The sequence below is a fragment of the Streptomyces sp. NPDC102437 genome, assembly GCF_044765565.1.
GTDB lineage: Bacteria > Actinomycetota > Actinomycetes > Streptomycetales > Streptomycetaceae > Streptomyces.
In genome coordinates this window covers 380,544-407,231 of record NZ_JBIWKI010000001.1, presented here as the reverse complement: position 1 = coordinate 407,231, position 26,688 = coordinate 380,544, and the positions used below count along the sequence as shown (strand labels likewise).

20 protein-coding genes are annotated in these 26,688 nt (G+C 71.4%); 9 read left to right on the top strand and 11 right to left on the bottom strand.

Annotated features, from left to right (window positions below; all coding sequences use genetic code 11):
• Position 1 precedes the first annotated feature (1 nt).
• From ACIRJP_RS01805 to ACIRJP_RS01790, 4 genes are all read right to left on the bottom strand, one after another.
• Positions 2 to 493, bottom strand: a complete 492-nt coding sequence (locus ACIRJP_RS01805) for a GNAT family N-acetyltransferase (protein ID WP_404167113.1) — start codon at positions 491 to 493, stop codon at positions 2 to 4.
• 66 nt (positions 494 to 559) lie between these two features.
• Positions 560 to 964 (bottom strand): DUF1992 domain-containing protein, encoded by a 405-nt coding sequence (locus tag ACIRJP_RS01800; protein ID WP_404167111.1) that lies wholly within the window; start codon positions 962 to 964, stop codon positions 560 to 562.
• A gap of 135 nt (positions 965 to 1,099) precedes the next feature.
• On the bottom strand, positions 1,100 to 2,044 hold the full coding sequence (locus ACIRJP_RS01795) for a hypothetical protein (protein WP_404167109.1): 945 nt from the start codon (positions 2,042 to 2,044) through the stop codon (positions 1,100 to 1,102).
• A gap of 106 nt (positions 2,045 to 2,150) precedes the next feature.
• A complete protein-coding gene (locus ACIRJP_RS01790) occupies positions 2,151 to 2,948 on the bottom strand; it encodes a tyrosine-protein phosphatase (protein ID WP_404167107.1) in 798 nt (265 codons plus the stop codon).
• A 551-nt stretch (positions 2,949 to 3,499) separates the two neighbouring features.
• Here ACIRJP_RS01790 and mutA point away from each other — a divergent pair.
• Genes mutA through meaB form a run of 3 tightly spaced genes read left to right on the top strand, consistent with a single transcriptional unit; the run spans position 3,500 to position 8,592 of the window.
• Entirely contained in the window at positions 3,500 to 5,359 is a 1,860-nt protein-coding gene (gene mutA / locus ACIRJP_RS01785) for a methylmalonyl-CoA mutase small subunit (RefSeq protein ID WP_404167105.1), read from the top strand.
• Positions 5,359 to 7,560: a methylmalonyl-CoA mutase gene (gene scpA, locus ACIRJP_RS01780; protein ID WP_383711701.1), complete on the top strand. Its 2,202-nt coding sequence runs from the start codon at positions 5,359 to 5,361 to the stop codon at positions 7,558 to 7,560. Before mutA ends, scpA begins: the two co-directional genes overlap by 1 nt.
• A 12-nt stretch (positions 7,561 to 7,572) precedes the next feature.
• Positions 7,573 to 8,592 carry a methylmalonyl Co-A mutase-associated GTPase MeaB gene (gene meaB, locus ACIRJP_RS01775; protein ID WP_404167103.1) on the top strand — a complete coding sequence of 340 codons (1,020 nt, stop codon included), beginning with the start codon at positions 7,573 to 7,575 and terminating at the stop codon, positions 8,590 to 8,592.
• Positions 8,593 to 8,659: 67 nt separating this feature from the next.
• Here meaB and ACIRJP_RS01770 read toward each other — a convergent pair whose 3' ends face one another.
• Positions 8,660 to 9,541: a GNAT family N-acetyltransferase gene (locus ACIRJP_RS01770; RefSeq protein ID WP_404167101.1), complete on the bottom strand. Its 882-nt coding sequence runs from the start codon at positions 9,539 to 9,541 to the stop codon at positions 8,660 to 8,662.
• Between the two features lie 393 nt (positions 9,542 to 9,934).
• Between ACIRJP_RS01770 and rho the strand changes: the two genes are divergently transcribed.
• The gene (gene rho, locus ACIRJP_RS01765; RefSeq protein ID WP_404167099.1) at positions 9,935 to 11,125 is read left to right on the top strand and encodes a transcription termination factor Rho; all 1,191 of its coding nucleotides are present in this window, start codon (positions 9,935 to 9,937) and stop codon (positions 11,123 to 11,125) included.
• 54 nt (positions 11,126 to 11,179) lie between these two features.
• Entirely contained in the window at positions 11,180 to 12,178 is a 999-nt protein-coding gene (locus ACIRJP_RS01760) for an aldo/keto reductase family protein (protein WP_404167097.1), read from the top strand.
• A 57-nt stretch (positions 12,179 to 12,235) separates the two neighbouring features.
• Here the strand turns inward: ACIRJP_RS01760 and ACIRJP_RS01755 are convergent, their stop codons facing one another.
• The 5 genes from ACIRJP_RS01755 to ACIRJP_RS01735 all read right to left on the bottom strand — a co-directional run bounded on the left by ACIRJP_RS01755 (position 12,236) and on the right by ACIRJP_RS01735 (position 19,335).
• A complete protein-coding gene (locus ACIRJP_RS01755) occupies positions 12,236 to 13,597 on the bottom strand; it encodes an NAD(P)/FAD-dependent oxidoreductase (RefSeq protein WP_404167095.1) in 1,362 nt (453 codons plus the stop codon).
• Positions 13,598 to 13,729: 132 nt separating this feature from the next.
• Positions 13,730 to 14,071 carry a hypothetical protein gene (locus tag ACIRJP_RS01750; RefSeq protein WP_404167093.1) on the bottom strand — a complete coding sequence of 114 codons (342 nt, stop codon included), beginning with the start codon at positions 14,069 to 14,071 and terminating at the stop codon, positions 13,730 to 13,732.
• A 28-nt stretch (positions 14,072 to 14,099) separates the two neighbouring features.
• Complete coding sequence (gene ctaD, locus ACIRJP_RS01745) at positions 14,100 to 15,830, bottom strand: cytochrome c oxidase subunit I (RefSeq protein WP_404167091.1); 1,731 nt, start codon at positions 15,828 to 15,830, stop codon at positions 14,100 to 14,102.
• Between the two features lie 335 nt (positions 15,831 to 16,165).
• Positions 16,166 to 16,903: an SDR family oxidoreductase gene (locus ACIRJP_RS01740; protein ID WP_404167089.1), complete on the bottom strand. Its 738-nt coding sequence runs from the start codon at positions 16,901 to 16,903 to the stop codon at positions 16,166 to 16,168.
• A 209-nt stretch (positions 16,904 to 17,112) separates the two neighbouring features.
• Positions 17,113 to 19,335, bottom strand: coding sequence for an NADP-dependent isocitrate dehydrogenase (locus ACIRJP_RS01735; RefSeq protein WP_404167087.1), 2,223 nt, complete (start codon positions 19,333 to 19,335; stop codon positions 17,113 to 17,115).
• Positions 19,336 to 19,635: 300 nt separating this feature from the next.
• Here ACIRJP_RS01735 and ACIRJP_RS01730 point away from each other — a divergent pair, with 300 nt between their 5' ends.
• The 4 genes from ACIRJP_RS01730 (at position 19,636) to ACIRJP_RS01715 (ending at position 22,979) form a co-directional block, all read left to right on the top strand.
• Positions 19,636 to 20,565, top strand: coding sequence for an LLM class F420-dependent oxidoreductase (locus ACIRJP_RS01730; RefSeq protein ID WP_404167085.1), 930 nt, complete (start codon positions 19,636 to 19,638; stop codon positions 20,563 to 20,565).
• Between the two features lie 357 nt (positions 20,566 to 20,922).
• A complete protein-coding gene (gene dhaK / locus ACIRJP_RS01725; protein WP_404167083.1) occupies positions 20,923 to 21,915 on the top strand; it encodes a dihydroxyacetone kinase subunit DhaK in 993 nt (330 codons plus the stop codon).
• 45 nt (positions 21,916 to 21,960) lie between these two features.
• The gene (gene dhaL, locus ACIRJP_RS01720; protein WP_404167635.1) at positions 21,961 to 22,572 is read left to right on the top strand and encodes a dihydroxyacetone kinase subunit DhaL; all 612 of its coding nucleotides are present in this window, start codon (positions 21,961 to 21,963) and stop codon (positions 22,570 to 22,572) included.
• The gene (locus ACIRJP_RS01715) at positions 22,569 to 22,979 is read left to right on the top strand and encodes a PTS-dependent dihydroxyacetone kinase phosphotransferase subunit DhaM (protein WP_404167081.1); all 411 of its coding nucleotides are present in this window, start codon (positions 22,569 to 22,571) and stop codon (positions 22,977 to 22,979) included. Before dhaL ends, ACIRJP_RS01715 begins: the two co-directional genes overlap by 4 nt.
• A gap of 61 nt (positions 22,980 to 23,040) precedes the next feature.
• Here ACIRJP_RS01715 and ACIRJP_RS01710 read toward each other — a convergent pair whose 3' ends face one another.
• Entirely contained in the window at positions 23,041 to 26,490 is a 3,450-nt protein-coding gene (locus ACIRJP_RS01710) for a phosphodiester glycosidase family protein (protein ID WP_404167633.1), read from the bottom strand.
• Positions 26,491 to 26,688: the final 198 nt, after the last annotated feature.

Here is a 26,688-nt window from a genome sequence, read left to right as displayed (position 1 = left end):
ATCAGGTGACCGGCAGCAGCAGCTCGGGCCGGTCCCACATCACCGCGGGCGGGGTGGCCGCCAGGGTGCCGGTCGGCAGGGCGCCCACACTCCGGTAGAAGCCTTCGGCGGGCGGGTGCGAGACGACGCGGACCGCGGTGAGGCCGGCGCGTCCCGCCTCTGCGCGCAGATGCCCGATGAGGAGGCGTCCGACGCCTCGTCCCTGCGCGTCGTCGGCGACGAACATGAGGTCGAGCTCCGGCGGCTCGAGAACGAGCGCGTAGAAACCCAGCACCCGCTGGGAGCCGGCCTCCACCGCCACGAAGACCCGATGTGTCTCGATGTAGTCGGGACCCACCCGGTATCCGGCGACCATGGCGGCGTAGTGGCCCTCGTAGGCGCCGGAGTTCCTGACCAGCCGGGTGAGCCGCTTCGCGTCCCGGGCGGTGGCACGCCTGATACCCACGGTCTCCCGCAGCGCCTCGCCACCCCGGCGCGTAATGCTCGATTTCATGGATGGAGTATTACGCATCCGGCTGCTGGACACCCACCCGCGAGCCCGCCACCGGCCCGCCGGGCGCTACGGCCGATCGCGCGCCGTGCGCCATTCGTCGACCGCGGCGTCGATGTCGAACGGCTTGAGGTTCAGCGGCGGGCCCGGCGGCGGCCGCCTGACGGCCGCCGCGATCTTCTCGTTGACCTCGGACAGCATGCGCCGCACCTCGGCCTCCGTCCGCGCCTTGGACACGGATTCGGCCACGTCCTCCGCCTGCTTGCGCAGGGCCAGGGCCGGCGGGAGCACCGAGACCCCTTCGCGCTGAAGTTTCTGCTTGATCCACCAGTTCTCGTCGTAGGGAGCCCCGATGGCGTCGAGCGGCTTGCCGAACCCCGGCAACTGCGAGATGTCGCCGCGCTGCTCGGACTCCCGGATCTGCTTGTCGACCCATGATTCGAAGCTGACGCCCGCAGGCTTGCGCTCGGTCAACGTACGCCCCTCTCGGAGGATTCGTAATCCGGTCCCTCCACGATACCCAGGGGCCGTGGGAGGCTCGCCGCCCGCACGGACCCGCATCTCAACCCCCCTTCGGCGCAGCGCCGTTCCGGGCACCGGACACCCGCCTCAGTGTGCGTGTCCGGCGGACTCCCCGGTCCCGCTCCCCCGGTGTCCGTCGCGGTTCTTGCCCGGCTCCGCCACCCGGACGGTGAAGGCCGCGGTGCGCACCTTGCCCCCGTGCTTGAAGTCGAGGAAGAGCCGGTACGCCCCGGCACTGGGAGCCGTCGCGGTGAAGGACACCACCGGGCCGGGGCCGCCCTCGTTCGGGTGGACGTGCAGATAGGCCAGGTCGCCCGAGCGCAGGGCCACGAGGTGCCCGTACGCACCGAGGTAGGGCTGGAGATCGGTGACGGGACGGCCGCTCCTGCTGACGGTCAGCTTCAGTTCGCCGCTCCGGCCGGCCCTGAGGTCGCCGCCGAGCTCGACGCGGTAGCCGTCCACCTCGGTGGTGGCGCCGTGGCCCGGGAGAGCGGCGGGGCGGTAGGCCCCGGAGACGGCCAGATCCGCGCCCAGCGTGAGGTTCTCGGCGCCCGCGGCCGCCGGGGTGAAGTCGGCGAACACCCGGTAGCCGCCCGCTTCGGGTAGGTCGACGGGGGTCGACCAGGTGCCGTCGGCCGCCCGGACGGGGTGCAGGTGCCGGTACTGGGTGAGGTCGGTGGACGCGAGGATGAAATGCAACTCCTTGCCGTGCTCACGCTGGTAGGCGGTGACCTTGCGCCCGCTGTCGTCCTTCACGGCGAACCGGATCTCGCTCCGGTCGCCGGCCCGGACCACCGGCGTTTCCAGGTCCAGCGTGTAGCCGCCCTCGGAGATCTGCAGCCCGCCGGGCGCGTGGTCCGCCCCTGCGGCCTTTCCCGCGCCCTCCTCTCCCCCGGCGTGGCCGCCGTGCTGCTGTGCGGGGCGGTCCTCCGCGGCCACCAGCGGGTCGACACCCCTGCCCACTCCGTACGCAGTTCCGAAGGTCGCGGCGAGCGCGGTGGCGAAGGCGGTGATCTTCAATGCGTTGTTCATGACAGGCTCCTCCATCGGGTCGACCGGGAGGCAGCGCTTCCCGACGCCTCACAACATACCCCCTGGGGGTATCAAGTCAACCCCGGAACGCACCGAACCCTCCGACTCAGGCAGGCACCACCAGCCCGGCACGCAGCCGCTCCAGCGCCGCTTCGGGAATGCGCAGGCCGTCACGCACGTACCCGTCGAGTCCACCCCATCGCTCATCCATCGCGTCCAGCGCCGTCTCGAGGTAGCGGGGGCGGACCTCGGTGATCGCGGACGCGATCCCCGGATCGCCGCCCGCGTCCAGGAAGTCCTGCACGTACGGCGCGAAGGCGACCCGTACCACCGGATTCACCGCGAGGAACTCGGCGCGCACGACCTCGCGGGGCGCCCCGAGCATCGTCAGGAGCAGTGCGGCGGCCCAGCCGGTACGGTCCTTGCCCGCCGTGCAGTGGAACAGCACCGGGCGGGCCCGGTCGTCGGCGACCGTCTCGACGAAGGCCCGGTAGGCGGCGGACGCACCCGGCGAAAGCACCATCTGCCGGTAGGTGTCCGCGAAGAGCCCCTCCGCCTTTCCGCGACCCAGCAGCCGCTCGGCCTCGACGGGGTCGGCGAGCAGTGCGCGCAGCCGGGCGGGCGCCATACCCGGGTTGCCCCCGAACACATCGGCGACGAACAGCCGGGCGCCCGGCGGCAGCCGGTCGGGGGCCGCGGCACGCTCGTCGGCGGTCCGCAGATCGACGACGGTACGGATGCCGAGCGCGGCCACCTGCGAGTCCTGCGCCGCGTCGAGCCCACTGAGCTGACCGGACCGCAGCACGACGCCGGCCCGGACCCGGTGGTCCGGGCCCAGGGCGATGCCACCCAGGTCGCGCAGATTGAGGACGGTGGATGCCGGGACGGCCCTGGCGGTCTGCACGATGAACTTCCCCTTTTTCCCGACGTGTATCCGAATTCATTCGGTTTTTCCGGATCAAACGTCGCACGCAGCCGGGAAATCGACAAAGTAAAACGCCGGAGGACAATCGATCGGTGGCACTTGCAGAGATAAAGGAAATGTGAAATTGCCAGCGCCCTCACCCAGGTCAGGGGGCACATCACACCAATAGCGGTGTGTTCTGTGAACCCCGGCTCGAAGGGCAGCACCTGTAGGCGTACGGACCGCCACGACGCTCCTTTTATTCCCACCGGGGAACGCAACGGAACGGTCCACGCCGCGCCGGTAAATCCTCGCGCTCGGAGCACGACGGCAGTGGCTTCGGTCGCCTTGGCGAGCCCTCGACGAGCCCCAGCTCGGCCGCCGCTTCGGGGGGCGAGCGCCCTGGCCAGGGACACGCGCTGGACCTGGCCGCCGGAGAGCTGGGGGGCCGGCTACGCGACGGTGGGTGAAGGATCAAGTGCGCTCCGGAGAGGGCAAGGTCACAAGCGGAACCCATGCTGCCCTCAAGCCCCCTGACCTAGCATCTGGGCATGACGGTCCTGCCTGCCGACGGGTTTTCGTTGGCCGCCGAATTCCCCGCCCCCGCCCATGAGCACTGGCAACACCTCGTCGAAGGTGTGCTGCGCAAGTCGGGCAAGGAGGCCGCGGGTTCGGCCGCCGAGGAAGCACTGTCCACCACGGTGGAGGACGGGCTCATCACCCGTCCCCTCTACACCTCGCGCGACAGCGCGCCCGATGCCGGATATCCGGGCTTCGCCCCCTTCACCCGCGGCAGCAAGGCCGAGGGCAGCGCGGCAAGCGGCTGGGACGTGCGGCAGCGGCATACCCTGCCGGATCCCGCGCGTCTCAACGAGGCGGTGCTCGCCGATCTGGAGAACGGCGTCACCTCGTTGTGGCTGACCGTGGGCGGTGCCGCGGGTGTGCCGGTATCCGCGCTGGCGGGGGCCCTGGACGGGGTCTACCTCGATCTGGCTCCCGTCGTGCTCGACGCCGGCGACGAGACCGACGCCGCGGCGAGAGAGCTGCTGCGGATCTGCGCGGAGCGGGGCATCGACCTGGGGAGCCTGCGCGGCAACCTCGGCGCGGACCCGTTCGGGCAGGCCGCCCGCAGCGGCGCCGAGCCAGATCTGCCGGAGGCGGTGCACTGGGCGCAGCGGTGCGCACGGGAGTTTCCCGGGCTTCGGGCGCTGACCGTCGACGCGCTGCCGTACCACGAGGCCGGCGGTTCGGCGGCCGAGGAGCTGGGCGCTTCGCTGGCGACCGGTGTCGCCATGCTGCGAGCACTGACCGACGCCGGACTGTCGGTCGAGGACGCCTGCGGGCAGCTGGAGTTCCGGTACGCGGCGACCGCCGACCAGTTCCTGACCATCGCCAAGCTGCGGGCCGCGCGCCGGCTGTGGGCCCGGGTGGCCGAGGTGTGCGGGGCCGCTGGTGCCGGTGCGCAGCGTCAGCACGCGGTGACGTCGTCGGTGATGATGACGCGGCGCGATCCGTGGGTGAACATGCTGCGCACGACGCTGGCGTGCCTGGGGGCGGGGGTCGGCGGCGCCGACTCCGTCACCGTACTGCCGTTCGATCACGCGCTGGGCCTGCCGGACGCGTTCGCCCGGCGCATCGCCCGTAACACCTCGACGATCCTGCTGGAGGAGTCGCACCTGGCCCGGGTGATCGACCCGGCGGGCGGTTCCTGGTACGTGGAGCGGCTCACCGCGGAACTCGCCGATGCCGCCTGGTCGTTCTTCCAGGAGATCGAACGCTCCGGCGGTCAGGCCGCCGCGGTCCGATCGGGGATGATCGGCGAGCGTCTGGCGGCCACCTGGGCGGCGCGCAGCAAGGACCTGGCGCGTCGCAAGGAGCCGATCACCGGGGTCAGCGAGTTCCCGCAGCTCGCGGAGCGGCCGGTGGAGCGTGAGCCGTCCCCCGCCGCACCGGCCGCGCCGGGCGGTCTGCCCAGGGTCCGCCGGGACGAGGCGTTCGAGGCGCTGCGCGCCCGGTCGGACGCGCATCTCGCGGCGACCGGGCAGCGGCCGAAGGTCTTCCTCGCCGCACTCGGCCCCGCCGCGGCGCACACCGCGCGGGCGTCGTTCGCCGCCAATCTGTTCCAGGCGGGCGGCATCGAACCGGTCCACGACCCGGTCTCGGTCGATGCGACCACGGCCGCCGACGCCTTCAGGGCCGGCGGTGCCACCGTGGCGTGCCTCTGCTCCAGCGACGCGCTCTACGCCGAGCAGGCCGAGGCGGTCGCCGGGGCACTGCGGTCGGCGGGCGCCGAGCGGGTGTTCCTGGCCGGGCGGCCCGGCGAGTACGCCGGCGTCGACGAGTACGTCTTCGCGGGCTCCGATGTGGTGGCCGTGCTCTCCTCCCTTCTCGACCGTATGGATGTGGCGTAATGCGTATCCCTGACTTCTCCGGCATCGAGCTCGGTCCGGGCGGCGCCGCCGAGGTGTCCGAGGACCAGTGGCGTGCCTCGGTGAAGGAGTCCTCCGGCAGTTCCGACGGCGATCTGCTGTGGGAGACCCCGGAAGGCATCGCGGTAAAGCCGCTGTACACCGGGCACGACCTCGAAGGGCTCGACTTCCTGGGTACGTACCCGGGCATCGCCCCGTATCTGCGGGGCCCGTACCCGACGATGTACGTCAATCAGCCCTGGACGATCCGGCAGTACGCCGGGTTCTCCACGGCCGAGGAGTCCAACGCCTTCTACCGGCGCAACCTCGCGGCCGGGCAGAAGGGTCTCTCCGTCGCCTTCGACCTGCCGACCCACCGCGGCTACGACAGCGACCACCCGCGGGTGACCGGCGACGTCGGCATGGCCGGCGTGGCGATCGACTCGATCTATGACATGCGGCAGCTCTTCGACGGCATCCCGCTGGACAAGATGACCGTGTCGATGACGATGAACGGCGCGGTGCTCCCCGTCCTCGCCCTGTACATCGTGGCCGCGGAGGAACAGGGCGTACCGCCCGAGAAGCTGGCCGGGACCATTCAGAACGACATTCTGAAGGAGTTCATGGTCCGCAACACCTACATCTATCCGCCGAAGCCCTCGATGCGGATCATCTCCGACATCTTCGCGTACACCTCGCAGAAGATGCCGCGCTACAACTCGATCTCCATCTCCGGCTATCACATCCAGGAGGCGGGTGCGACGGCCGATCTGGAGCTGGCGTACACCCTCGCGGACGGGGTGGAGTATCTGCGGGCCGGCCGGGACGCCGGTCTCGACGTGGACGCGTTCGCGCCGCGGCTGTCGTTCTTCTGGGCGATCGGCATGAACTTCTTCATGGAGATCGCGAAGCTGCGGGCGGCCCGGCTGCTCTGGGCCAAGCTGGTCAAGGAGTTCGAGCCGAAGAACGCCAAGTCGCTTTCGCTGCGCACCCATTCGCAGACCTCGGGGTGGTCGCTGACCGCACAGGACGTGTTCAACAACGTCACCCGGACCTGTGTGGAGGCGATGGCCGCCACCCAGGGGCACACCCAGTCACTGCACACCAACGCGCTCGACGAGGCGCTCGCCCTGCCGACCGACTTCTCCGCCCGGATCGCCCGGAACACCCAGCTGCTGCTCCAGCAGGAGTCGGGCACCGGCCGGGTGATCGACCCGTGGGGCGGCAGCGCGTATGTGGAGAAGCTTACGTACGACCTGGCGCGCCGGGCCTGGCAGCACATCGAGGAGGTCGAGGCCGCGGGCGGCATGGCGCAGGCCATCGACGCGGGCATCCCCAAGCTCCGGGTGGAGGAGGCCGCGGCCCGCACCCAGGCGCGGATCGACTCCGGACGCCAGCCGGTGATCGGGGTCAACAAGTACCGGGTGGAGAGCGACGAGCAGATCGATGTGCTGAAGGTCGACAACTCCTCGGTGCGCGCCCAGCAGATCGAGAAGCTGCGCCGGCTGCGCGAGGAGCGCGACGAGGCCGCCTGCCAGGCGGCGCTGCGGGCACTGACGGCCGCTGCCGAACGTGATCCCGGACCCGGCCTCGAAGGCAATCTGCTGGCACTGGCCGTCGACGCGGCACGCGCGATGGCGACCGTGGGCGAGATCTCGGACGCCTTGGAGAAGGTGTACGGGAGGCACGCGGGCCAGATCCGTACGATCTCCGGTGTGTACCGCAACGAGGCAGGTGAATCCCCTTCCGTGGACCGTACCCGGGCGCTGGTGGACAGGTTCGAGGAGGCCGAGGGGCGCCGTCCGCGCATCCTGGTCGCCAAGATGGGGCAGGACGGCCACGACCGTGGCCAGAAGGTGATCTCGACCGCCTTCGCCGACCTGGGCTTCGACGTGGACGTCGGCCCGCTGTTCCAGACGCCGGCCGAGGTGGCGCGGCAGGCGGTGGAGGCGGACGTGCACATCGTGGGCGTCTCCTCGCTGGCCGCGGGGCACCTCACGCTGGTGCCGGCGCTCCGCGAGGAGCTGGCGGCCGAGGGGCGGGAGGACATCATGATCGTGGTGGGCGGGGTGATTCCGCCGCAGGACGTCGAGGCGCTGCACGAGGCGGGCGCGACAGCCGTGTTCCCGCCCGGCACGGTGATCCCGGATGCCGCGTACGACCTGGTGACGCGGCTCGGCGCCGCGCTCGGCCACGAGCTGTGAGCCGCTGAACCGATGGCTCCCAGGATCGACATCAACAGCTATGTGAAGGGGGTGCTCGACGGGAAGAGGGCGCACATCGCGCGCGCCATCACTCTCGTCGAGTCCACCCGCCCCGATCACCGGGCGCTTGCCCAGCAGTTGCTGCGCGAGCTGCTGCCGCACTCCGGCGCCGCGCGGCGCATCGGCATCAGCGGCGTGCCCGGGGTCGGGAAGTCCACCTTCATCGACGCGCTCGGCACGATGCTCACCGGGCTCGGGCACCGGGTCGCGGTACTGGCCGTCGACCCCTCCTCCAGCCGTACGGGCGGCTCCATCCTGGGCGACAAGACCAGGATGGAGCGGCTCGCGGTGGACCCGGCGGCGTTCGTGCGCCCGTCCCCCACCGCCGGGACGCTCGGCGGGGTGGCCAAGGCGACCCGGGAGTCCATCGTGGTGATGGAGGCCGCGGGGTACGACGTGGTGCTGGTGGAGACGGTCGGAGTCGGGCAGTCGGAGACGGCGGTGGCCAATATGGTCGACACGTTTCTGCTGCTGACGCTGGCCCGGACCGGCGATCAGCTCCAGGGCATCAAGAAGGGTGTGCTGGAGCTGGCGGACGCGATCGCCGTCAACAAGGCGGACGGCCCGCACGAGCGCGACGCCCGCGCGGCCGCGCGTGAACTGGCGGGCGCGCTGCGGCTGATGCACCCGGTGGACGCGGCGTGGACACCGCCGGTGCTCACCTGCAGCGCCCGTGAGTCGGCCGGTCTCGACACCCTGTGGGAGCGTCTTGAGCAGCACCGGGCGCTGCTGGAGTCGACCGGGCGGCTCGCCGCGAAGCGGCGTGACCAGCAGGTCGACTGGACGTGGACGATGGTGCGGGACGAGCTGCTGGAAAGTCTGCGCGGCCATCCCGAGGTGCGCGCCCTCACGCCGGGGCTGGAACAGCGGGTACGGGACGGGGAGTTGACGGCCACGCTGGCGGCCGAGCAGATCCTTTCCGCGTTCCGGGGCCCGGCGGCGGTCGCGGAGGCCGGTAACCCGGGGGCCTGACAGTCCGGGTACGCGATGTCTGCGTCCGGCGGTCCGGAACTCCCGGGCCGCCGGACGTTCATGGCACCTACAGATCGAGCTGGTACTCGACCGAGCTGTGTGTCGGCTCGTAGCCGAGTGCGTCATTGATGCGCCGCATGTGCGTATTGCTGTCGGCGGTGTCCGTCAGCAGCCCCTCCAGGCCGGGGCGGGTCTCGCGGGCGTGGAGGACGGAGCCTGCCTTCATCCACGCTCCGAGGCCGTGTCCCCGGTGCTCGGGAAGGACTCCGGTGCCGTAGTGCTGGGCGTCGCCCCTTCCGTCGCCCGGGACGACGAGTTCCGTGAAGCCCACGATCGTGGTGGTGGACTCCTCGACCGCCGCGACGGTGTGGAGCAGGTCGCCGCGGGCCGCGACGGCCGCCGCCGCGGAGCGGACCCGGTCCACGTCCCAGACGACCGTGCCGAAGTCGGTGTCGTCCATGGGCATGTCGTCCATGGCCCGGCGGGAGGCGGCGAACGTCACCGCGAGTTCGTCCGGGACGGTGCCGTCCCAGGAGATCAGCCGGTAGCCCGGGTGCGGCCGCCCGACGGCCCGGTGCAGGGCCTCGGTGTCGGCCTTCGCCAGCGGGAGCCGTACGTACGTCAGGGTCAGGACCTTGCGCAGTCCCCTGGCCCGCAGGAAGTGGTCTCCCGCCGATCCGGTCTCGGCCTGCGCGATGACGCTGCGCCGGTCCTCCTCGCGGGCGGCGGCGACCGCGGCGTCGAACAACAGTGAGCCGACGCCGTTGCGGCGCTCCGCTGGGTGGACGGTGAGTTCCAGTTCGGCAAGGTGGTCCTGGCCCTCGCGGGTGAAGACGCGCAGGAACGCCGAGCCGAGGGGACGGCCGTCGGGGCCGGAGACGAGCCAGGCCAGACGGTGGCTCCCGGCGGGCCGGTCGGGGTCGGCCAGCGCGGTGATGCGTATCGACAAAGTGACTCCTGTGCGCCCGGGGCGCCGGTCGGAACGGGTGAGCGGGCGGGCGGCCCGGAGAACCACATCACTCCGCGAGAGCCTCGGCAACCGGATTTCGGAGCCCTGGCAGTCCTGCCCGTCCCCGGCACGGTCCCGCTCCCGCCAGGCCGTGCTACCGTGTTTGTGGTACCAGTGTCCGCCTCGCTCAAAGGCGCCGGTGCCGATTCACCTCTCCGAAGCTGCTGCGCCCGTCCTTCTTCGACCGGCGATCCAGCTCTTGGCGTCACCTCATCCAGTCCGGGCCGGGCTCTGCCCGTTCGGACTTTCCCGCCCGTCGTCGGGGGTGCGTTCTCTGCCGCCCCGTGCCGTCCGGCCCCTCATTCGCCATGTCCGCGAAAGGACCCGTCCGACATGACCATCTCTCTCGAACGCCCGCTTCGACAAAGGCAGTTGAGCGCCGATGCCACGAACGCCACCGAGGCCACCGGCGTACTCGACCTCACACACCAGGGGAACGGCGTACTGCGCGTACGGGACGGCCTCCCCACCCCCGGCGACGTGGTGGTCCCGGCCGCCCTGATCCGCCGCCAGGGCCTGCGCCGGGGCGACGCCGTGACCGGGCTCTGCGACCGGCCCCGCACCCTGTCAGCCGTGGAGCTGGTCAACGGCCGTTCCCCGCAGGCGCTCCGGGGTCGGCCCCACTTCCGTGACCTCACCCCGCTCCACCCCCGGCAGCGGCTGCGGCTGGAGACGCCGTCCGGCGGTGCCTCGATGCGGCTCGTCGACCTGGTCGCGCCGGTGGGCAAGGGACAGCGCGGGCTCGTCGTCGCGCCGCCCAGGACCGGCAAGACCGTGCTGCTCCAGCAGATCGCCGCGTCCGTCGCCGCCAACCACCCCGAGTGCCACCTGATGGTGGTACTGGTCGACGAACGCCCCGAAGAGGTCACCGACATGCGTCGGTCGGTCCGGGGCGAGGTGCTCGCCTCGACCTTCGACCGGCCCGCGAAGGAACACGTCGCGCTCGCCGAACTCGCGGTGGAACGTGCCAAGCGGCTGGTCGAACAGGGCCAGGACGTCGTCGTCCTGCTCGACTCCCTCACCCGCCTGTGCCGCGCGCACAACAACGCCTCCGCCGCGGGCGGACGCACCCTCAGCGGCGGTGTCGACGCGGCCGCCCTGCTCGGCCCCAAGCAGCTCTTCGGCGCCGCACGGCTCGCCGAGGAGGGCGGCTCCCTCACCATCCTGGCCACCGCGCTGGTGGAGACGGGCTCCCGCGCCGACGACTACTTCTTCGAGGAGCTGAAGAGCACCGGCAACATGGAACTCCGGCTCGACCGCACACTCGCCCAGCGGCGCGTCCACCCGGCCGTGAACATCCCGTCTTCCGGCACCCGGCGCGAGGAACTCCTCGTACCCGAGAGCGAGTTGCGAGTGGTGCGCGGGCTGCGGCGCGCGCTGCAGGCCAGAGATCCGCAGACCGCGCTGGAAACCCTGCTGGACCGGCTCCGCCGCACCCCGGACAACGCCTCGTTCCTCCGCGCCGTCCACGGCACCGTCCCACGAGCCCGAGCCTGTCCGGACGGCACCGGCGCGGACGCATAGCATGGCCCGGCGATTGCGTGATCCGCGCCTCACGAGCACAGGGAGAGCAGCCACATGGAGTTCCGCCGACTCGGCCGCAGCGGCCTGACCATCAGTGAGATCGCTTACGGGAACTGGCTCACCCACGGTTCCCAGGTGGAGGAGGACGCGGCTGCGGCATGCATCCGCGCCGCCCTGGACGCCGGGATCACCACCTTCGACACCGCGGACGTCTACGCCGAGACCCGCGCCGAAGCCGTCCTGGGCCGGGCACTCAAGGGCGAACGCCGCGAGGGTCTGGAGGTGTTCACCAAGGTCTACTTCCCGACCGGCCCCGGACACAACGACCGGGGGCTCGGCCGCAAGCACATCATGGAGTCCATCGACAACTCGCTGCGCCGTCTGCAGACGGATTACGTGGACCTGTACCAGGCCCACCGCTACGACCACTCGACCCCGCTGGAGGAGACGATGGAGGCGTTCGCCGATGTCGTCCGCTCCGGCAAGGCCCTCTACATCGGCGTCTCGGAGTGGACGGCCGACCAGCTCCGCGCCGCGCACGGGCTGGCCCGCGAGCTACGGGTGCCGCTGATCTCCAACCAGCCGCAGTACTCGGCGCTGTGGCGGGTCATCGAGAGCGACGTGGTGCCGGCCTCCGAGGAACTGGGCATCGGCCAGATCGTCTGGTCCCCGATCGCCCAGGGCGCGCTCACAGGCAAGTACAAGCCGGGTGCGCCGCTCCCGGCCGGTTCGCGGGCGACCGACGACAAGGGCGGCGCGAACATGATCGCCGGCTGGCTGCGCGACGACGTGCTGGAGCGCGTCCAGCGGCTGCGGCCGCTCGCCGACAGCGCCGGTCTCAGCCTGGCCCAGCTCGCGGTCGCGTGGGTGCTGCAGAACTCCAACGTCTCGGCCGCGATCATCGGCGCCTCCCGCCCGGAGCAGGTGGCGGAGAACGCCGCGGCGGCCGGCGTGACGCTCGACGCGGAGCTGCTGAAGGGGATCGACGACATCCTGGACCCGGTGGCCGAGCGGGACCCCGGGCTGACGGCCGGGCACCAGGGCAACAGCTGATCCGGCCGCACGGCCCCGGCCCGGCCTTGTGCGGAGCCGGGGCCGTGCGCTTCGGGATCAGGTGCCGGTGTGCAGCGAGGCGGTGTGCTCGCGGACCTGTTCCGGTGTGAGGTAGGCGTCCGTGTGCTCGAAGTCGCGCAGCTTGGCCGGCTGCCGGGACAGGAAGCCGGTGCGCACGAAGTCGTCGCCCGCGACGGCGTTGAGGATCCAGTTGGTCGCGACCCGGGCCTTGGCGACATTGGTGCGCAACGCCGACCAGTGGTAGCCGCGGGCGACGGCCTGTGCGGGAATCCCGTGCAGTTCGATGCCGAGCGGCTTGGAGACCGCGTCCTTGCCGCCGAGGTCCACGACGAGACCGAGGTCCTTGTGGACGTACGGCTTCAGCGGCTGGTTGCGCAGGGTCGCGATGAGGTTGTCGGCGAGCCTGCGGCCCTGGCGCATGGCGTGCTGTGCGGTGGGCGGGCAGACCGCTCCGTCACCCTTGCTCAGGTCCGGTACCGCCGCGCAGTCGCCGAGGGCGAAGACGCCGTCGAAGCCGGGCAGGCTCATCTCGGGGGTGACGGCCAGCCGGCCGCGTACCGTCTCCGCGTCGAACGTGCTGACCAGCGGGCTGGCGGCGACGCCCGCTGTCCAGATCAGGGTCCGGCAGGGCAGCACCCGGCCGTCGGTGAAGGTGACCTTCTCCGGGGCGGCCTCGGCGATCGAGACGCCGAGCGAGACCTCGATGCCTCGTGCGCGCAGCATCTGTAGGGCGCTTCGGCCCAGCTTGTCGCCCAGTTCGGGCATCAGTTTCGGGGCGATGTCGATGAGGTGCCACTTGATGAGCTTCGGGTCGATCCGCGGGTACTGCTGGACCGCGCTGGTGGTGAGGCGTTGCAGGCAGGCCGCGGTCTCGGTGCCCGCGTATCCCCCGCCGACCACCACGAACTGGAGGCGCGAGGCCCGTTCGTTCTCGTCGTGGCTGGCGTCGGCGAGGTCGAGCTGGGCGATCACGTGGTCCCGTACGTAGGCGGCCTCGGCCAGTGTCTTCATGCCCCGGGCGTTGTCCAGCAGGCCGGGGATGTCGAAGGTTCGGGTGACGCTCCCGGCGCTGAGCACGATGTAGTCGTACGGCTCGTAGACGATCTCGTCGGTGATCTTGCGGATGACGCAGATCTTGGCCTTGGGGTCCACCCCGATGGCCCCGCCCGGGACGATCCGGGTGCGGTGCTTTCGGCTGCGGCGCAGTGAGATGGCGACCGACTGGGGGGTGAGCACGCCCGCCGCGACCTGTGGCAGCAGGGGGAGGTAGAGCTGGTACGAGAACGGGGCGACGAGTGCGATCTGCGCCTCGCCGGGGATGAGCCCGCGCTCCAGACGGCGCACGCACTCCACTCCGGCGAATCCGGCGCCGACAACGAGGATCCTGGGTCGTGCCACGGTGTTCGTCCCTTCTCGGGCCTGTACGTTCATCCGTTCGCCTGCCACGTCGCACGCGCCCGTCCACCCTCATCTTCACGAGCCCGGGACGAGTTCGCCTGCTGAGGGCGGCGGAACGGACGACGTACCCGGTCAGCGGGCGAGCAGGGTGACCGCGGTGCAGGTACCGCCGACGGCACCGACGGCCACGACACCGGCGGCCACGCAGCGTGCCCTGAGCCTGCGGTAGCGCGCCTCGTACTCGCCGCGCAGCGCGGTGGCGCGTGCCGAGATACGGCAGAGCGTCGCCCGCGACGCGGCGAGCCGGTCGGCGGTGTAGACGCGTTCGACGTCCTCTCGCTGGGCGGTGGTGAGCCAGGGCAACTCGTCGGTGAAGCGGCCCGCGCGGCGGCGGGCCTCCTCGACCTCGGCGCTCCACAGCAGGTAGCCCTGCAGCTGTGCCAGTCCACGGGCGCTGTCCTTGTCGGGGTCCACTCGTTCCTCCTCCGCCGGGCCGTCCCGCTCAGTCCCTCTCGTCCCCCGGCGTCCGGGGCAGTTCCGTGGCCGGACGGTTGAGGGACTCTTCGAGCGCGCGGACCGTGGGGTGGTGCAGGTCGAAGGCCGGGGATTCGGAACGGATCCGGGGCAGGGTGAGGAAGTTGTGCCGCGGCGGCGGGCAGGAGGTCGCCCACTCCAGCGAGCGGCCGTAGCCCCACGGGTCATCGACCCCGACGTTCCGGCCGTACCTGGCGGTCTTCCACACGTTGTAGAAGAACGGCAGCATCGACAGGCCGAGCAGGAACGAGGAGATCGTCGAGATCGTGTTCAGCGCGGTGAAGCCGTCCGCGGCGAGGTAGTCCGCGTAACGACGCGGCATGCCTTCCGCGCCCAGCCAGTGCTGCACCAGGAACGTGCCGTGGAAGCCCGTGAACAGCGTCCAGAACGTGATCTTGCCGAGCCGCTCGTCCAGCACCTTGCCGGTGAACTTCGGCCACCAGAAGTGGAACCCGGCGAACATCGCGAAGACCACGGTGCCGAAGACGACGTAGTGGAAGTGCGCGACGACGAAGTACGAGTCCGAGACGTGGAAGTCCATCGGGGGCGAAGCGAGGATCACGCCGGTCAGACCGCCGAACAGGAAGGTGACCAGGAAGCCGATCGACCAGAGCATCGGTGTCTCGAAGGACAGCGACCCGTGCCACATCGTGCCGATCCAGTTGAAGAACTTCACACCGGTCGGTACCGCGATGAGGAATGTCATGAACGAGAAGAACGGCAGCAGCACACCGCCCGTGACGAACATGTGGTGCGCCCACACGGTCGCGGAGAGGCCCGCGATGGCGATCGTCGCGCTGATCAGGCCGACGTAGCCGAAGATCGGCTTCCGGCTGAAGACCGGAATGATCTCGCTGACGATGCCGAAGAACGGCAGGGCGATGATGTACACCTCCGGGTGACCGAAGAACCAGAAGAGGTGCTGCCACAGCAGTGGGCCTCCGTTGGCCGGGTCGAAGACGTGCGCGCCGAACTTGCGGTCCGCCTCCAGCACCAGGAGGGCGGCCGCGAGGACCGGGAAGGCCAGCAGGACCAGCACAGCGGTCAGCAGAACGTTCCAGACGAAGATCGGCATACGGAACATCGTCATGCCGGGGGCGCGCAGGCAGATGATCGTGGTGATGAAGTTGACCGAGCCGAGGATCGTGCCGAAGCCGGAGAAGGCCAGCCCCATGATCCACATGTCGCTGCCGATGCCCGGTGAGCGGACCGCGTCGGTCAGCGGGGAGTAGGCGAACCAGCCGAAGTCCGCCGCGCCGTTCGGGGTGAGGAAGCCGGCCACGACGATGACCGAGCCGAAGAGGTAGAGCCAGTACGCGAACATGTTCAGCCGTGGGAACGCCACGTCGGGCGCGCCGATCTGCAGCGGCATGATCCAGTTGGTGAATCCGGCGAACAGTGGCGTCGCGAACATCAGCAGCATGATCGTGCCGTGGATCGTGAACGCCTGGTTGAACTGCTCGGGCGAGACGATCTGCAACCCCGGACGCGCCAGTTCGGCGCGCATGACGAGGGCCAGCACACCGCCCACGACGAAGAAGGCGAACGAGGTGACGAGGTAGAGCGTGCCGATCGTCTTGTGGTCGGTGGTGGTCAGCCACTTGATGACGACGTTTCCCGGTTCCTTCGCGTGGACCGGGAGCTCGTTCGCGTACGCCTCCTCCGCGTCGGCTGGCCCTGTTGTGCCCGTCGTCGTCACTGGGACGCTCCTTCGATCGTCGTTCGCGGGTGGACCGAGCACCCGGCAGGGGAGCCGTTTCCACCGGGACGGCCGGCAGACCGGTCCCGCGCGCGTCACGCCAGATTCCAGGAGCAGCAAATCAGCCGCGGGGCCACTGTGCGTGGCCCGCCGCCCGCCGTCGTACGACATTCACCCGTCAGGGCGCCCACGGGTCGGGGACGGGTTTCGTGCCGCCGGTCCGCCGTGGACCGGGCCGCCGTCGGCCTAACTCCTCTGCCGTGCGGTGCGGTTGCCGGGCGGTCCGGTGGACGCGCCCGGGGCCGGGGGCCGGCGGCGGGCTTCCCCGGCGCCGCTCAGGCCAGCCCGCCCGTCGCGCGGATGTTCTGCCCGGTGATCCACCGGCCGTCGCGACCGGCGAGGAAGGCGACCACATCGGCCACGTCGGCGGGGTGCCCCAGCCGGCGCAGCGGGGTCATGCCGACGACTGCCTCCAGTGCCTGCGGCTGGTTGTTTCCCCGCAGCAGCTCGGTGTCGGTGGCGCCGGGCGAGACGGTGTTGACCGTGATCCCGCGGGCCCCTAGTTCATGGGCGGCGACGGCGGTGAGCTGCTCGACGGCGCCCTTGCTCGCGGCGTAGGCGGAGATACCGGGGCCCGGCCGCACGGTGTTGGCCGTGGAGATGTTCACGATGCGGCCGCCGTCGCGCATCCTCAGCGCCGCGTGGCGGACCGTCATGAAGACCGCTCTGGTGTTGACCGCCAGGACCTGGTCGAAGACCGTGGGATCGGTGTCCGTGAGCAGGGAGGGGGTGGGGCACAGTGCGGCGTTGTTCACCAGGATGTCCAGCCCGTCGAGCTCTTCCTCGGCGACCGACATCAGGCGCTCGGGGCCGTCGGGCTCCGCGAGATCCAGCCGGACCGCCCGGACCGTGCCGCCGTCGCCCCGCACGGCGCGGACGACCTCGGCCGCGGCGTCGTCGTCGGTGGCGTAGTTGAAGACCACGTGCGCCCCGTCTCGGCACAGTCGCTCGACGATGGCGCGGCCGATGCCCCGTGATCCACCGGTGACCACGGCGTTCCTGCCTGTCAGCACGGCCTCTCCCCTTCCATGGCACGGTTCGTCCGGGCGTACGAACCTATCGGTGAAAGGGCTCCCCGGGGGCGGTTGCGCGGAAACTCCTCGATCCGGCGGCCTGGCTCCGGTGCCGCTCCTGGACACGGAACCGCCCCGGCCGGGCATGGTGCCGGCCGGGGCGGGAGGGGAGGGGGCGCGTAGTCGCGTCCCCTCTCCGCGGTGTCGTGTCAGCCGATGGAAGCGATGGCCTGGACGAAGGTCTGCGACGGACGCATGACGGCGGAGGCCTTGGCCGGGTCGGGCTGGTAGTAGCCACCGATGTCGGCCGGCGAGCCCTGCACCGCGATCAGCTCGTCGACGATGGTCTGCTCCTGCTCGCCCAGCGTCTTCGCGAGCGCGGCGAACGCCTGCGCGAGCTGCGCGTCGTCGGTCTGCTGCGCCAGTTCCTGGGCCCAGTACAGGGCCAGGTAGAAGTGGCTGCCGCGGTTGTCGATGCCGCCCAGCTTGCGGCTCGGCGACTTGTCCTCGTTGAGGAAGGTGCCGGTCGCGCGGTCGAGGGTGTCGGCGAGGATCTGGGCGCGTGCGTTGCCCGTGGTCGTCGCCAGGTGCTCGAAGCTGGCCGCGAGCGCGAAGAACTCGCCCAGGCTGTCCCAGCGCAGGTAGTTCTCCTTGACCAGCTGCTGGACGTGCTTCGGCGCGGAGCCGCCCGCGCCCGTCTCGAACAGACCGCCGCCGTTCATGAGCGGGACGACGGAGAGCATCTTCGCGCTCGTGCCCAGTTCCAGGATCGGGAACAGGTCGGTCAGGTAGTCACGCAGCACGTTGCCGGTGACCGAGATGGTGTCCTCACCGCGGCGGATGCGCTCCAGCGAGAACGCGGTCGCCTCGACCGGCGACATGATCTCGATCTGGAGGCCGTCCGTGTCGTGGTCGGCGAGGTACTTCTTGACCTTGGTGATCAGCTGCGCGTCGTGGGCGCGGTCCTCGTCCAGCCAGAACACGGCCGGGACGCCGGTGGCGCGGGCGCGGGTGACGGCGAGCTTGACCCAGTCCTGGATCGGCAGGTCCTTGGCCTGGCACATGCGGAAGATGTCGCCGGCGTCGACGGCCTGCTCCAGGACGACCTCGCCGTTGCCGTCGACGACCCGCACCGTGCCGGTGGTGGGGATCTCGAAGGTCTTGTCGTGGCTGCCGTACTCCTCGGCCTTCTGCGCCATCAGGCCGACGTTCGGCACCGAGCCCATGGTCGACGGGTCGAAGGCGCCGTTGGCGCGGCAGTCGTCGATGACGACCTGGTAGACACCCGCGTAGCTGCTGTCCGGCAGGACGGCAAGGGTGTCGGCCTCCTCGCCGTCCGGGCCCCACATGTGGCCGGAGGTGCGGATCATGGCCGGCATGGAGGCGTCGACGATGACATCGCTCGGCACGTGCAGGTTGGTGATGCCCTTGTCCGAGTCGACCATGGCCAGCGCGGGGCCGTCGGCGAGCTCGGCCTCGAAGGACGCCTTGATCTCGGCGCCGACGTGCGGCACCGAGTCCAGGCCCTTGAGGATGGCGCCGAGGCCGTCGTTCGGGGACAGGCCGGCGGCCACGAGCGCCTCGCCGTACTTGGCGAAGGTGTTCGGGAAGAACGCGCGGACCACGTGGCCGAAGATGATCGGGTCGGAGACCTTCATCATGGTGGCCTTGAGGTGGACGGAGAACAGCACGTTCTCGGCCTTGGCACGGGCCACCTGCGCGGTGAAGAACTCGCGCAGGGCCGCGACGCGCATGACCGCCGCGTCGACGACCTCGCCCGCGAGCACCGGCACCGACTCGCGCAGCACGGTGGTGCTGCCGTCGTCGCCCGCGAGCTCGATGCGCAGCGCACCGTCCTCGGCGATGACCGTGGACTTCTCGGTGGAGCGGAAGTCGTCGACGCCCATGGTGGCGACGTTCGTCTTCGAGTCGGCGGTCCACTTGCCCATGCGGTGCGGGTGCGCCTTGGCGTAGTTCTTGACCGAGGCGGGGGCACGGCGGTCGGAGTTGCCCTCGCGCAGCACGGGGTTCACCGCGCTGCCCTTGACCTTGTCGTAGCGCGCGCGGACGTCCTTGTCCTCGTCGGTCTGAGGGTCGTCCGGGTAGTCCGGCAGCGCGTAGCCCTGCGCCTGCAGCTCGGCGATGGCCGCCTTGAGCTGCGGGATCGAGGCCGAGATGTTGGGAAGCTTGATGATGTTGGCCTCGGGGCGCTTGGCCAGCTCACCGAGCTCGGCGAGCGCGTCGTCGATGCGCTGGCCTTCCTGGAGACGCTCGGGGAAGCTGGCGATGATGCGTCCGGCCAGCGAGATGTCACGGCTCTCGACATTGACCCCGGCAGTCGAGGCGTACGCCTGGATCACGGGCAAGAACGAATACGTCGCCAGGGCCGGGGCCTCGTCGGTGTGTGTATAGATGATGGTCGAGTCAGTCACCCTGTGCTCCGCTCCACGTCTGCAACATTGCTTGACATCAAGATATCTCGTGATCGCCTCGGCCTCGACAGGGCCCCGCGTTCACCGGCGCCGAGCCGTGTGGCCACGGCCGCGCACCGCGTGTGCGCCCCGCCCGGCTCCGGCGGCCGCCCGTCGGGGTACGCCCCGGTCACCGCGTACGGACCGCACCCGCCCCACGGGCCGCGGCCGCACCCGGCCCCCTGCGCGAAGAGAGACGCACGAACAACGGGCAAGTGTCATACGGTGGTTGTCCCGCTGCTCACCAGAAGGAGTACGCACATGCCGGTCTCGCTGGGTCTCGGTCTTCCGCAGATGAAGCAGTACGACATCGGCCGCGATGTGGCCGCCGTGGCGCGCGCGGCGGAGGAGACCGGCTACGAGAGCCTGTGGGTCTTCGAGCGGATCATCTTTCCCGAGCCCGCCACGCAGGGACTGTACGGCGTTCCGGGGCTGCCGTGGCCCGAGCAGTACCGCAGCGTCGCCGACCCGCTGGTCACGCTCGCGCTGGCCGCCGGGGCGACGGACCGGGCCCGGCTGGGCACCAGCGTCCTGGTCGCGCCGCTGCACGTGCCGTTCCAGCTGGCCCGTTCGCTGGCCACGCTCGACGTGGCGAGCGGCGGCCGGGTGATCGCGGGCCTCGGCACCGGCTGGTCCCTGGACGAGTACGCCGCCGCGTCGGTCGCCCCCTTCGAGAGGCGCGGCGCGGTGCTGGACGAGCTGCTCGACGTGTGCGCGGCCGTCTGGGGCCCGGACCCGGTCTCGTACCGGGGTGAGCTGACCACCATCGCCCCGTCGGTCGTCGGTCCGAAGCCGGTGCGCCCCATTCCGGTCTATCTTCCGGCGAACAGCCCCCGGGCCACCCGCCGCCTGGTCGACCGGGCCGACGGCTGGATGCCCGTGGCCACGGGCGCCGCACAGCTGGCCGAGCAGTGGAAGCGGGTCCAGGACCTGGCGGCCGAGCGGGGCCGGGAGCGGCCGGTCGGCGTCTGCGCCCGTGCCAATGCCCGGTACACCCCCGAACCGGCCGCCGGTGCGGGCCGCACGCCCTTCCACGGCAATGTGTCCCAGATCGTCGAGGACCTGGTGGCCCACGCCGAGACGGGGGTCCCGAAGATTCTGCTGGACCTCCAGGGCACGACACGCGACGCCTCGGAGCTGATCGACGTGGCCGGCGAGGTGTACGAGGCGGCGCGGGCGGCAGGCGTCTGACCGGGTACGACGCGTGGGCGGGACGACCGTGAGATCTCGGTCCTCTGCAGCTGGTACCAGCACACGCCGCTCGTCGAGATCGAGGAGCGGTAGCTCACCGCGGCCGGCCGCACAGTCCTCGTGCGGAATGGGGGCGGCGTGCGCCCCGGCTCGGGCGATCCGCCGAACAAGCGGACTCCCGGACCCGGCCGGTCATCGGTTCGGCTGTCTCCGACACAACGTGATACCCCATCAGTAGAGTCGGCAGCGACCCGGCGACAGCTCGGCCGGAGCCCCGGAGTCCAACGACGTGGCGGCCCCGGCCGGGCTGGGCGGACCCCGCTCGGCGCCACACCTCCCAACTCCCAGGAGATATCGTTGAGGATGCTGATCAACGTCCCCGAAACCGTTGTCGCGGACGCACTGCGCGGTATGGCCGCCGCCCACCCCGAGCTGACCGTGGATGTCGAGAACCGCGTCGTCGTGCGGAGTGACGCACCCGTAGCCGGGAAGGTGGCGATCGTCTCCGGCGGCGGGTCCGGGCACGAGCCGTTGCACGCGGGGTTCGTCGGGCCCGGGATGCTCTCCGCGGCCTGCCCCGGAGAGGTGTTCACCTCGCCCGTGCCGGACCAGATGGTGCGGGCCGCCGCCGCGGTCGACAGCGGTGCCGGGGTGCTGTTCGTCGTCAAGAACTACACGGGTGACGTACTGAACTTCGAGATGGCCGCGGAGCTCGCCGAGGACGAGGGCATCCGGGTCGCCCAGGTACTGGTCAACGACGACGTGGCCGTGACCGACAGTCTCTTCACGGCGGGGCGGCGCGGCACGGGCGCCACCCTGTTCGTCGAGAAGATCGCCGGAGCGGCGGCCGACGAGGGCGCTCCGCTGGAGCGGGTGGAGGCCGTCGCCCGGCAGGTGAACGAGGCGTCGCGGAGTTTCGGTGTCGCGCTCGGCGCCGTCACCACACCGGCCAAGGGCTCCCCCACGTTCGATCTGCCGGCGGGTGAGCTGGAGCTCGGGATCGGCATTCACGGCGAACCGGGGCGGGAACGCCGGCCCATGATGACCTCGCACGAGATCGCGGACTTCGCGGTGCACGCGGTGCTCGACGACCTGCGGCCGACAGGGCCGGTGATCGTGCTGGTCAACGGCATGGGCGCGACGCCGCTGCTGGAGCTGTACGGATTCGCCGCCGAGGTCCAGCGGGTGCTGTCCGAGCGAAGTGTCGTCGCGGCTCGTACGCTCGTGGGGAACTATGTGACCTCGCTCGACATGGCGGGCTGCTCGGTGACGGTCTGCCAGGTGGACGAGGAGCTGCTGCGGCTCTGGGACGCACCGGTGGAAACCCCGGCGCTGCGCTGGGGCCGATGACCCGCCCGTACCGCACCCGTCATGCTGGAGCGACAAGGAGATCATGTGCTCGACGCCGACTTCTTCCACCGTTGGATGGCCGCCGCCGCGGCCGAGGTGAGCCGTGAGGCGGACCACCTCACCGACCTCGACTCCGCGATCGGGGACGCCGATCACGGCAGCAACATGCAGCGCGGGTTCGCGGCGGTGACCGCGGTCCTCGGCGAGGAGTCCCCGCAGACTCCGGGGGCCGTACTGATGCTGGCCGGAAGGCAGCTGATCTCGAAGGTCGGCGGTGCCTCGGGCCCGCTGTACGGGACGCTCCTGCGGCGCACGGGCAAGGCCCTGGGCGATGCTCCCGCCGTGACGCCGGAGCAGTTGGCGCAGGCGCTCGGGGTGGGCGTCGCGGCCGTGGCGCAGCTCGGTGGGGCGCAGGCCGGGGACAAGACGATGCTCGACGCGCTGCTGCCTGCCGCCGAGGCGCTCGGCACCTCGTTCGGGGCGGCCCGGGAGGCGGCCGAGGCCGGGGCGCTGGCGACGGTTCCGATGCAGGCCCGCAAGGGCAGGGCGAGTTATCTGGGTGAGCGCAGCATCGGTCATCAGGACCCCGGGGCGACGTCCTCGGCGCTGCTGATCGCCGCGCTGGCCGATACGGCGGCGGACGGGGGCGGCGCATGAGCGGCGGGAATCAGGTCGGGATCGTGCTGGTCTCGCACAGCGGCCCGGTCGCCGAGTCCGTGGCCGAGCTGGCCCGGGGGCTCGCGGCGGGCGGCGCCACGGCGCCGGTGGCCGCCGCCGGAGGCACCCCCGCGGGTGGCCTCGGGACGAGCGCGGAACTGATCGCCGCGGCCGCCAGGTCGGTGGACTCCGGCGCGGGCGTCGCGCTGCTGGTCGATCTCGGCAGCGCGGTGCTCACGGTCAAGTCGATGCTGGCCGAGGGGGACGAACTGCCGGACGGCTCGCGGCTGGTGGACGCGCCGTTCGTGGAGGGTGCCGTGGCGGCCGTGGTGACCGCGTCGGCGGGTGGCGACATCGCGGCGGTGGAGGCCGCGGCGTCGGAGGCGTACGGGTACCGCAAGCTGTAGCGGCGGGGCCGCCCGCCCCCGTGTCGGGGTGCGGGCGGCTTCCGGTCCGGCTCCCGGCCTGTCAGGCGGCCGGAGCGGACCCGGCCGCGGCGACGGTGATCCGCATCCGCTGTGTCGTGCCGTTGACCGTCACGGCGAGCGTGATCGTGCCCGGCCGGAGCGCGGTGAGGGTGCCGGTGGACGGATCGAGGACCGCCGTGTGGTGGGGGCGGACGCCGCTGCGGTCACCGATGTGCACGTTCGGCGAGCCGGTCCAGTCGGCGGCCAGCGGGAAGCCGACCGGGACGCTCCGGTTCCCTTGGGTGACCGTCGCGGTGACCTTCGTACGGCTTCCGGTGGCGAGCACCGACGGGGCGTCGATCCTCAGCGCGTCCACATGTGCGCGGGTCTGTACGGAGATCCAGTCGGGCCCGCCCTGCCACGGCCGTTGCCGCGCCGCGGCCTGGGCTCCCTGGCCGATGCGGTCGGCGCCGACCAGCGACCAGCCGGTGAAACCGCCGTCGTCCGCGGGTCCGGCCGGTGCCTTGCCGGAGTTGCCGTTGATCAGATACGGCACTCCGTCGACGTGCGAGGCGTGGAAGACGCCGACGTGGCTGCCTATGAGGGCCGCGCCCTTGCCCGTCGTACGGCGGAAGTCGGCGAGCCACTGTTCGACCAGGGCGGCCTCCTTGCGGTCCCCGAGCTGGCTGCCCTTCTGGACGGTCGGATCGCGCGGCGGCACATGCTCGATGACCATCAGCGAATCGACGGTCCGGTCCTCGGCAGCCGCGTCCAGCTGGGCGCGGAGCTGCCTGATCTGGGCGAAGCCGCCGCCGCGCAGGCTGAGGCCGGAGGTGTCGAGGGTGACGACGCGGGTTCCCTTGTGGTCGAACGTCCGCTGGGCGGGCCCGAATTCGGTGATGAAGTTGTCGATCCTGCCGCCCATCACCTCATGGTTGCCCGGTACGTAGTACCAGGGCAGCGTGTCGCCGAGTTCCTCGGTGAGGATGCGGCGGGCGAAGGCCAGGTCCGCGGGCGATCCCTCGTCGACGAGGTCCCCGTTGACGACGAGGAAGTCCGGGGCCGCCGCCTTGATCTCGCGCAGGGTGCGCCGGGCCTGGGCAACGATCGCGCTGTCGGGGTCGCGGGCGACGAACTGGGCGTCGGACATCACCGCGAACCGCCAGTCCCGGCGCCCGGTCACGGCCGCCGGGTCGATCAGCGGGTCGGCGGGAGCGGCTTGTCCGGGCAGGTCGACGGTGGGCGGGACCTGGGCGGTGAGTTCGTCGATCACGATCTCACCGGTGTACTGCTTGGCCGCCGCGGTCTCCGCGAGGTAGAAGCGGGACACGGAGAGCGGCATGGCTGCTCCAGGCGGCACGGTGAACGTGACCTGCCGCCAGCCGTTCCAGGTGACGTACGGTCCGCGCAGCAGCTGGTCGGAGCCGGCGGCGTCCTTGAGGTGCAGGGTCGGCCAGGCGCCCCGGCCGTCGCCCTTGATCCACAGCTTGAACGACTGGGGCTGACCGGGCACGGTGACCGGCTGGGGCGGGGCGGCGTAGGCGGCGCGGGTGGCGGTGGACCGGGTGAAGTCGTAGCTGAGCTTCAGTCCGGTGCCGGTGTGGCCGTCGGCGGTGGCCGCCAGCGATCCGTCCGCGCGCGCCTGGCTGAACTTCCAGGACCCGGCGTCGTCGAAGGAGGAGACGGCCTGCTCGGTGAGGCCGACGCTGACGGCGAGGACGGTGGTGGTGCCCGCGACGCTCGCCTTGATCTGCCCCGCGCCGGAGCCGGTGCGTGAGGCGACGGTGAACGAGCCCTGCCCGTCGTCGCGGATGTCGAAGAGGGCGTGGTCGTAGTCGAGTTCGATGTCGCGCGGCTCGACGGGGGCGCTGGTGCCGTGGGCGTCGAATCCGACGATGCCGAAGGTGCCGGTCGCCCCGGCGTCGGCGAGGCCCACCCGCCGGGTGGTGGGTTCGGTCCGGGCCAGCTCGTCGAGGACGGTCAGGGACGTGCTCCCGCGCGCCGGTCCGTGTTCGGCGCGTACGTCGGTGGTGCCGCTGCGACGTGCGGTGAAGAGCCCGTTGCCGTCGACCGTGCCGACCGATCCGTCTGCGGTGCGCCAGCGCGGGGCGCCCTGCGCGGGGCCGTAGGTCTCGTCGTACCCGGTCGCGGTGAGGCGACGGGTGAGGCCGGGGAAGACCCGGTCGGGGTGGCCGCCCTTGACTGGGTCGGCGCCCGGCGCGGCGCCGGCGGGGGTGCTGGGCTCGACCCAGTAGCCCTTGAGCCGTCCGCTGCCGTCGGGGGCGGTGAGGGCGAGGCCGTTGGGGACGGTGCGTTCGCTGCCGTCGGACGGGCTGTTCTCCACCCGCAGCGCGTCGCTGCCGGGTTCGCGGGCGACGAGGGTCGACGATCCGCCGCCGTCCAGGTTGAGTGCGCTGTACGATCCGGCGCGCCTCATCATCAGGCCGAGTTCGGTGAGGGTGACGCCGCCGCTGTCGGCCTGCCGTCCGTCGACGGTGAGGATCTGCATGGTCCGGCCGTCTTCGGAGAAGCCGACGGCGGTACGGGGTGCGGCGGTGTTGTTGCCCTCGCCGTCATGGTTCTGCGCGACTCCGTCGACGACGAGGAGTTCCCGGCCGCCGACGGCGGTGCGCGGCACGGCCCCGCTGTCGGTACGGGCCCGGTAGGCCAGGGACACCGGGTCACCGGGCTTCAGTGCGCCGAGTGCCACGGCGCCGGCCTCACGGCCGACCAGGACGGTGGTGCCTTCGGGGACGGCCCCGGAGCCGGGTGCGCGCGAGACGGAAACGACCTTGCCGTCCCGTACGACCGCTTCGGCGACCGGCGTCGCGCTGTCCACGGTCAGGGCGCGGTCGGCGGTTCCCCAGGCGGAGGTGTACGCACCGACCTGGCCCGCCGGCACGTTGGCCGCGTTGTAGGCGGCGAGCGGCCGCTGTCCGGCGGGCAGGGTGAGCGTGCCCTCGAAGTACAGGTTCAGGATGCGGCCCGCGCTGTCGGGGCCGATACCGACGGCCCGGTTGATGCCCGGGGCGGGCGACTGGACGGTGGCCCCGTCCTTGATGCCGATGCCCTCGGGCGCGCCGGTCTGGTTGATGTCGAAGAAGTCGGCGTTGATCGCGGCGACGGTGCGGCGGCCGCGGCCCGCGTCGTGTCCGGCGGCGAGTTCGGAGACGCTGTGCCGTTCGGAGACCTTGCCGGAGGACAGGTAGTCGGCGCGTACGCCGCTGCCCGCGAGGTCGACCGAGAGGTTGTCGACGCGCAGCCACTTGTCGGACTCGAGCCGGTCGTACGAGCTGAGGCTGACCCCCGGGGCGATCGGACGGGAGGTGCGTGCGGTCTCGATGCCGTCGCCGTCCGCGACCGAGCGGAGCGCCCCCGCCGGGTTGCTCGCGGGTGGCGGGGCGACCGGTCTGAGGATCTCGGCGGAGGTGCGGGGTCGTGGATCGGGGTTCGAATCGGCGAGCGCGGGAGAGATCGCGCCGACGGTCAGGGCGGACACCGTCGCAAGCAGCACGGCCGGGCGCGCGAGAGTCCTGTGCCCTCGCGCCGCTCTCCCGCGCGGTCCGGTTGTCCTGCCGACTATGCCAAGGACCACAAGTCCTCCTGGGTTCCCGATGGTTGCGCGGCCCGTTCCGGGCGCGGGCGCTGTCGGCGGACAGCATGGCCGGGTGCGCAACGGCGCACCAGGGGGCATCGGGAACCTCGCGGC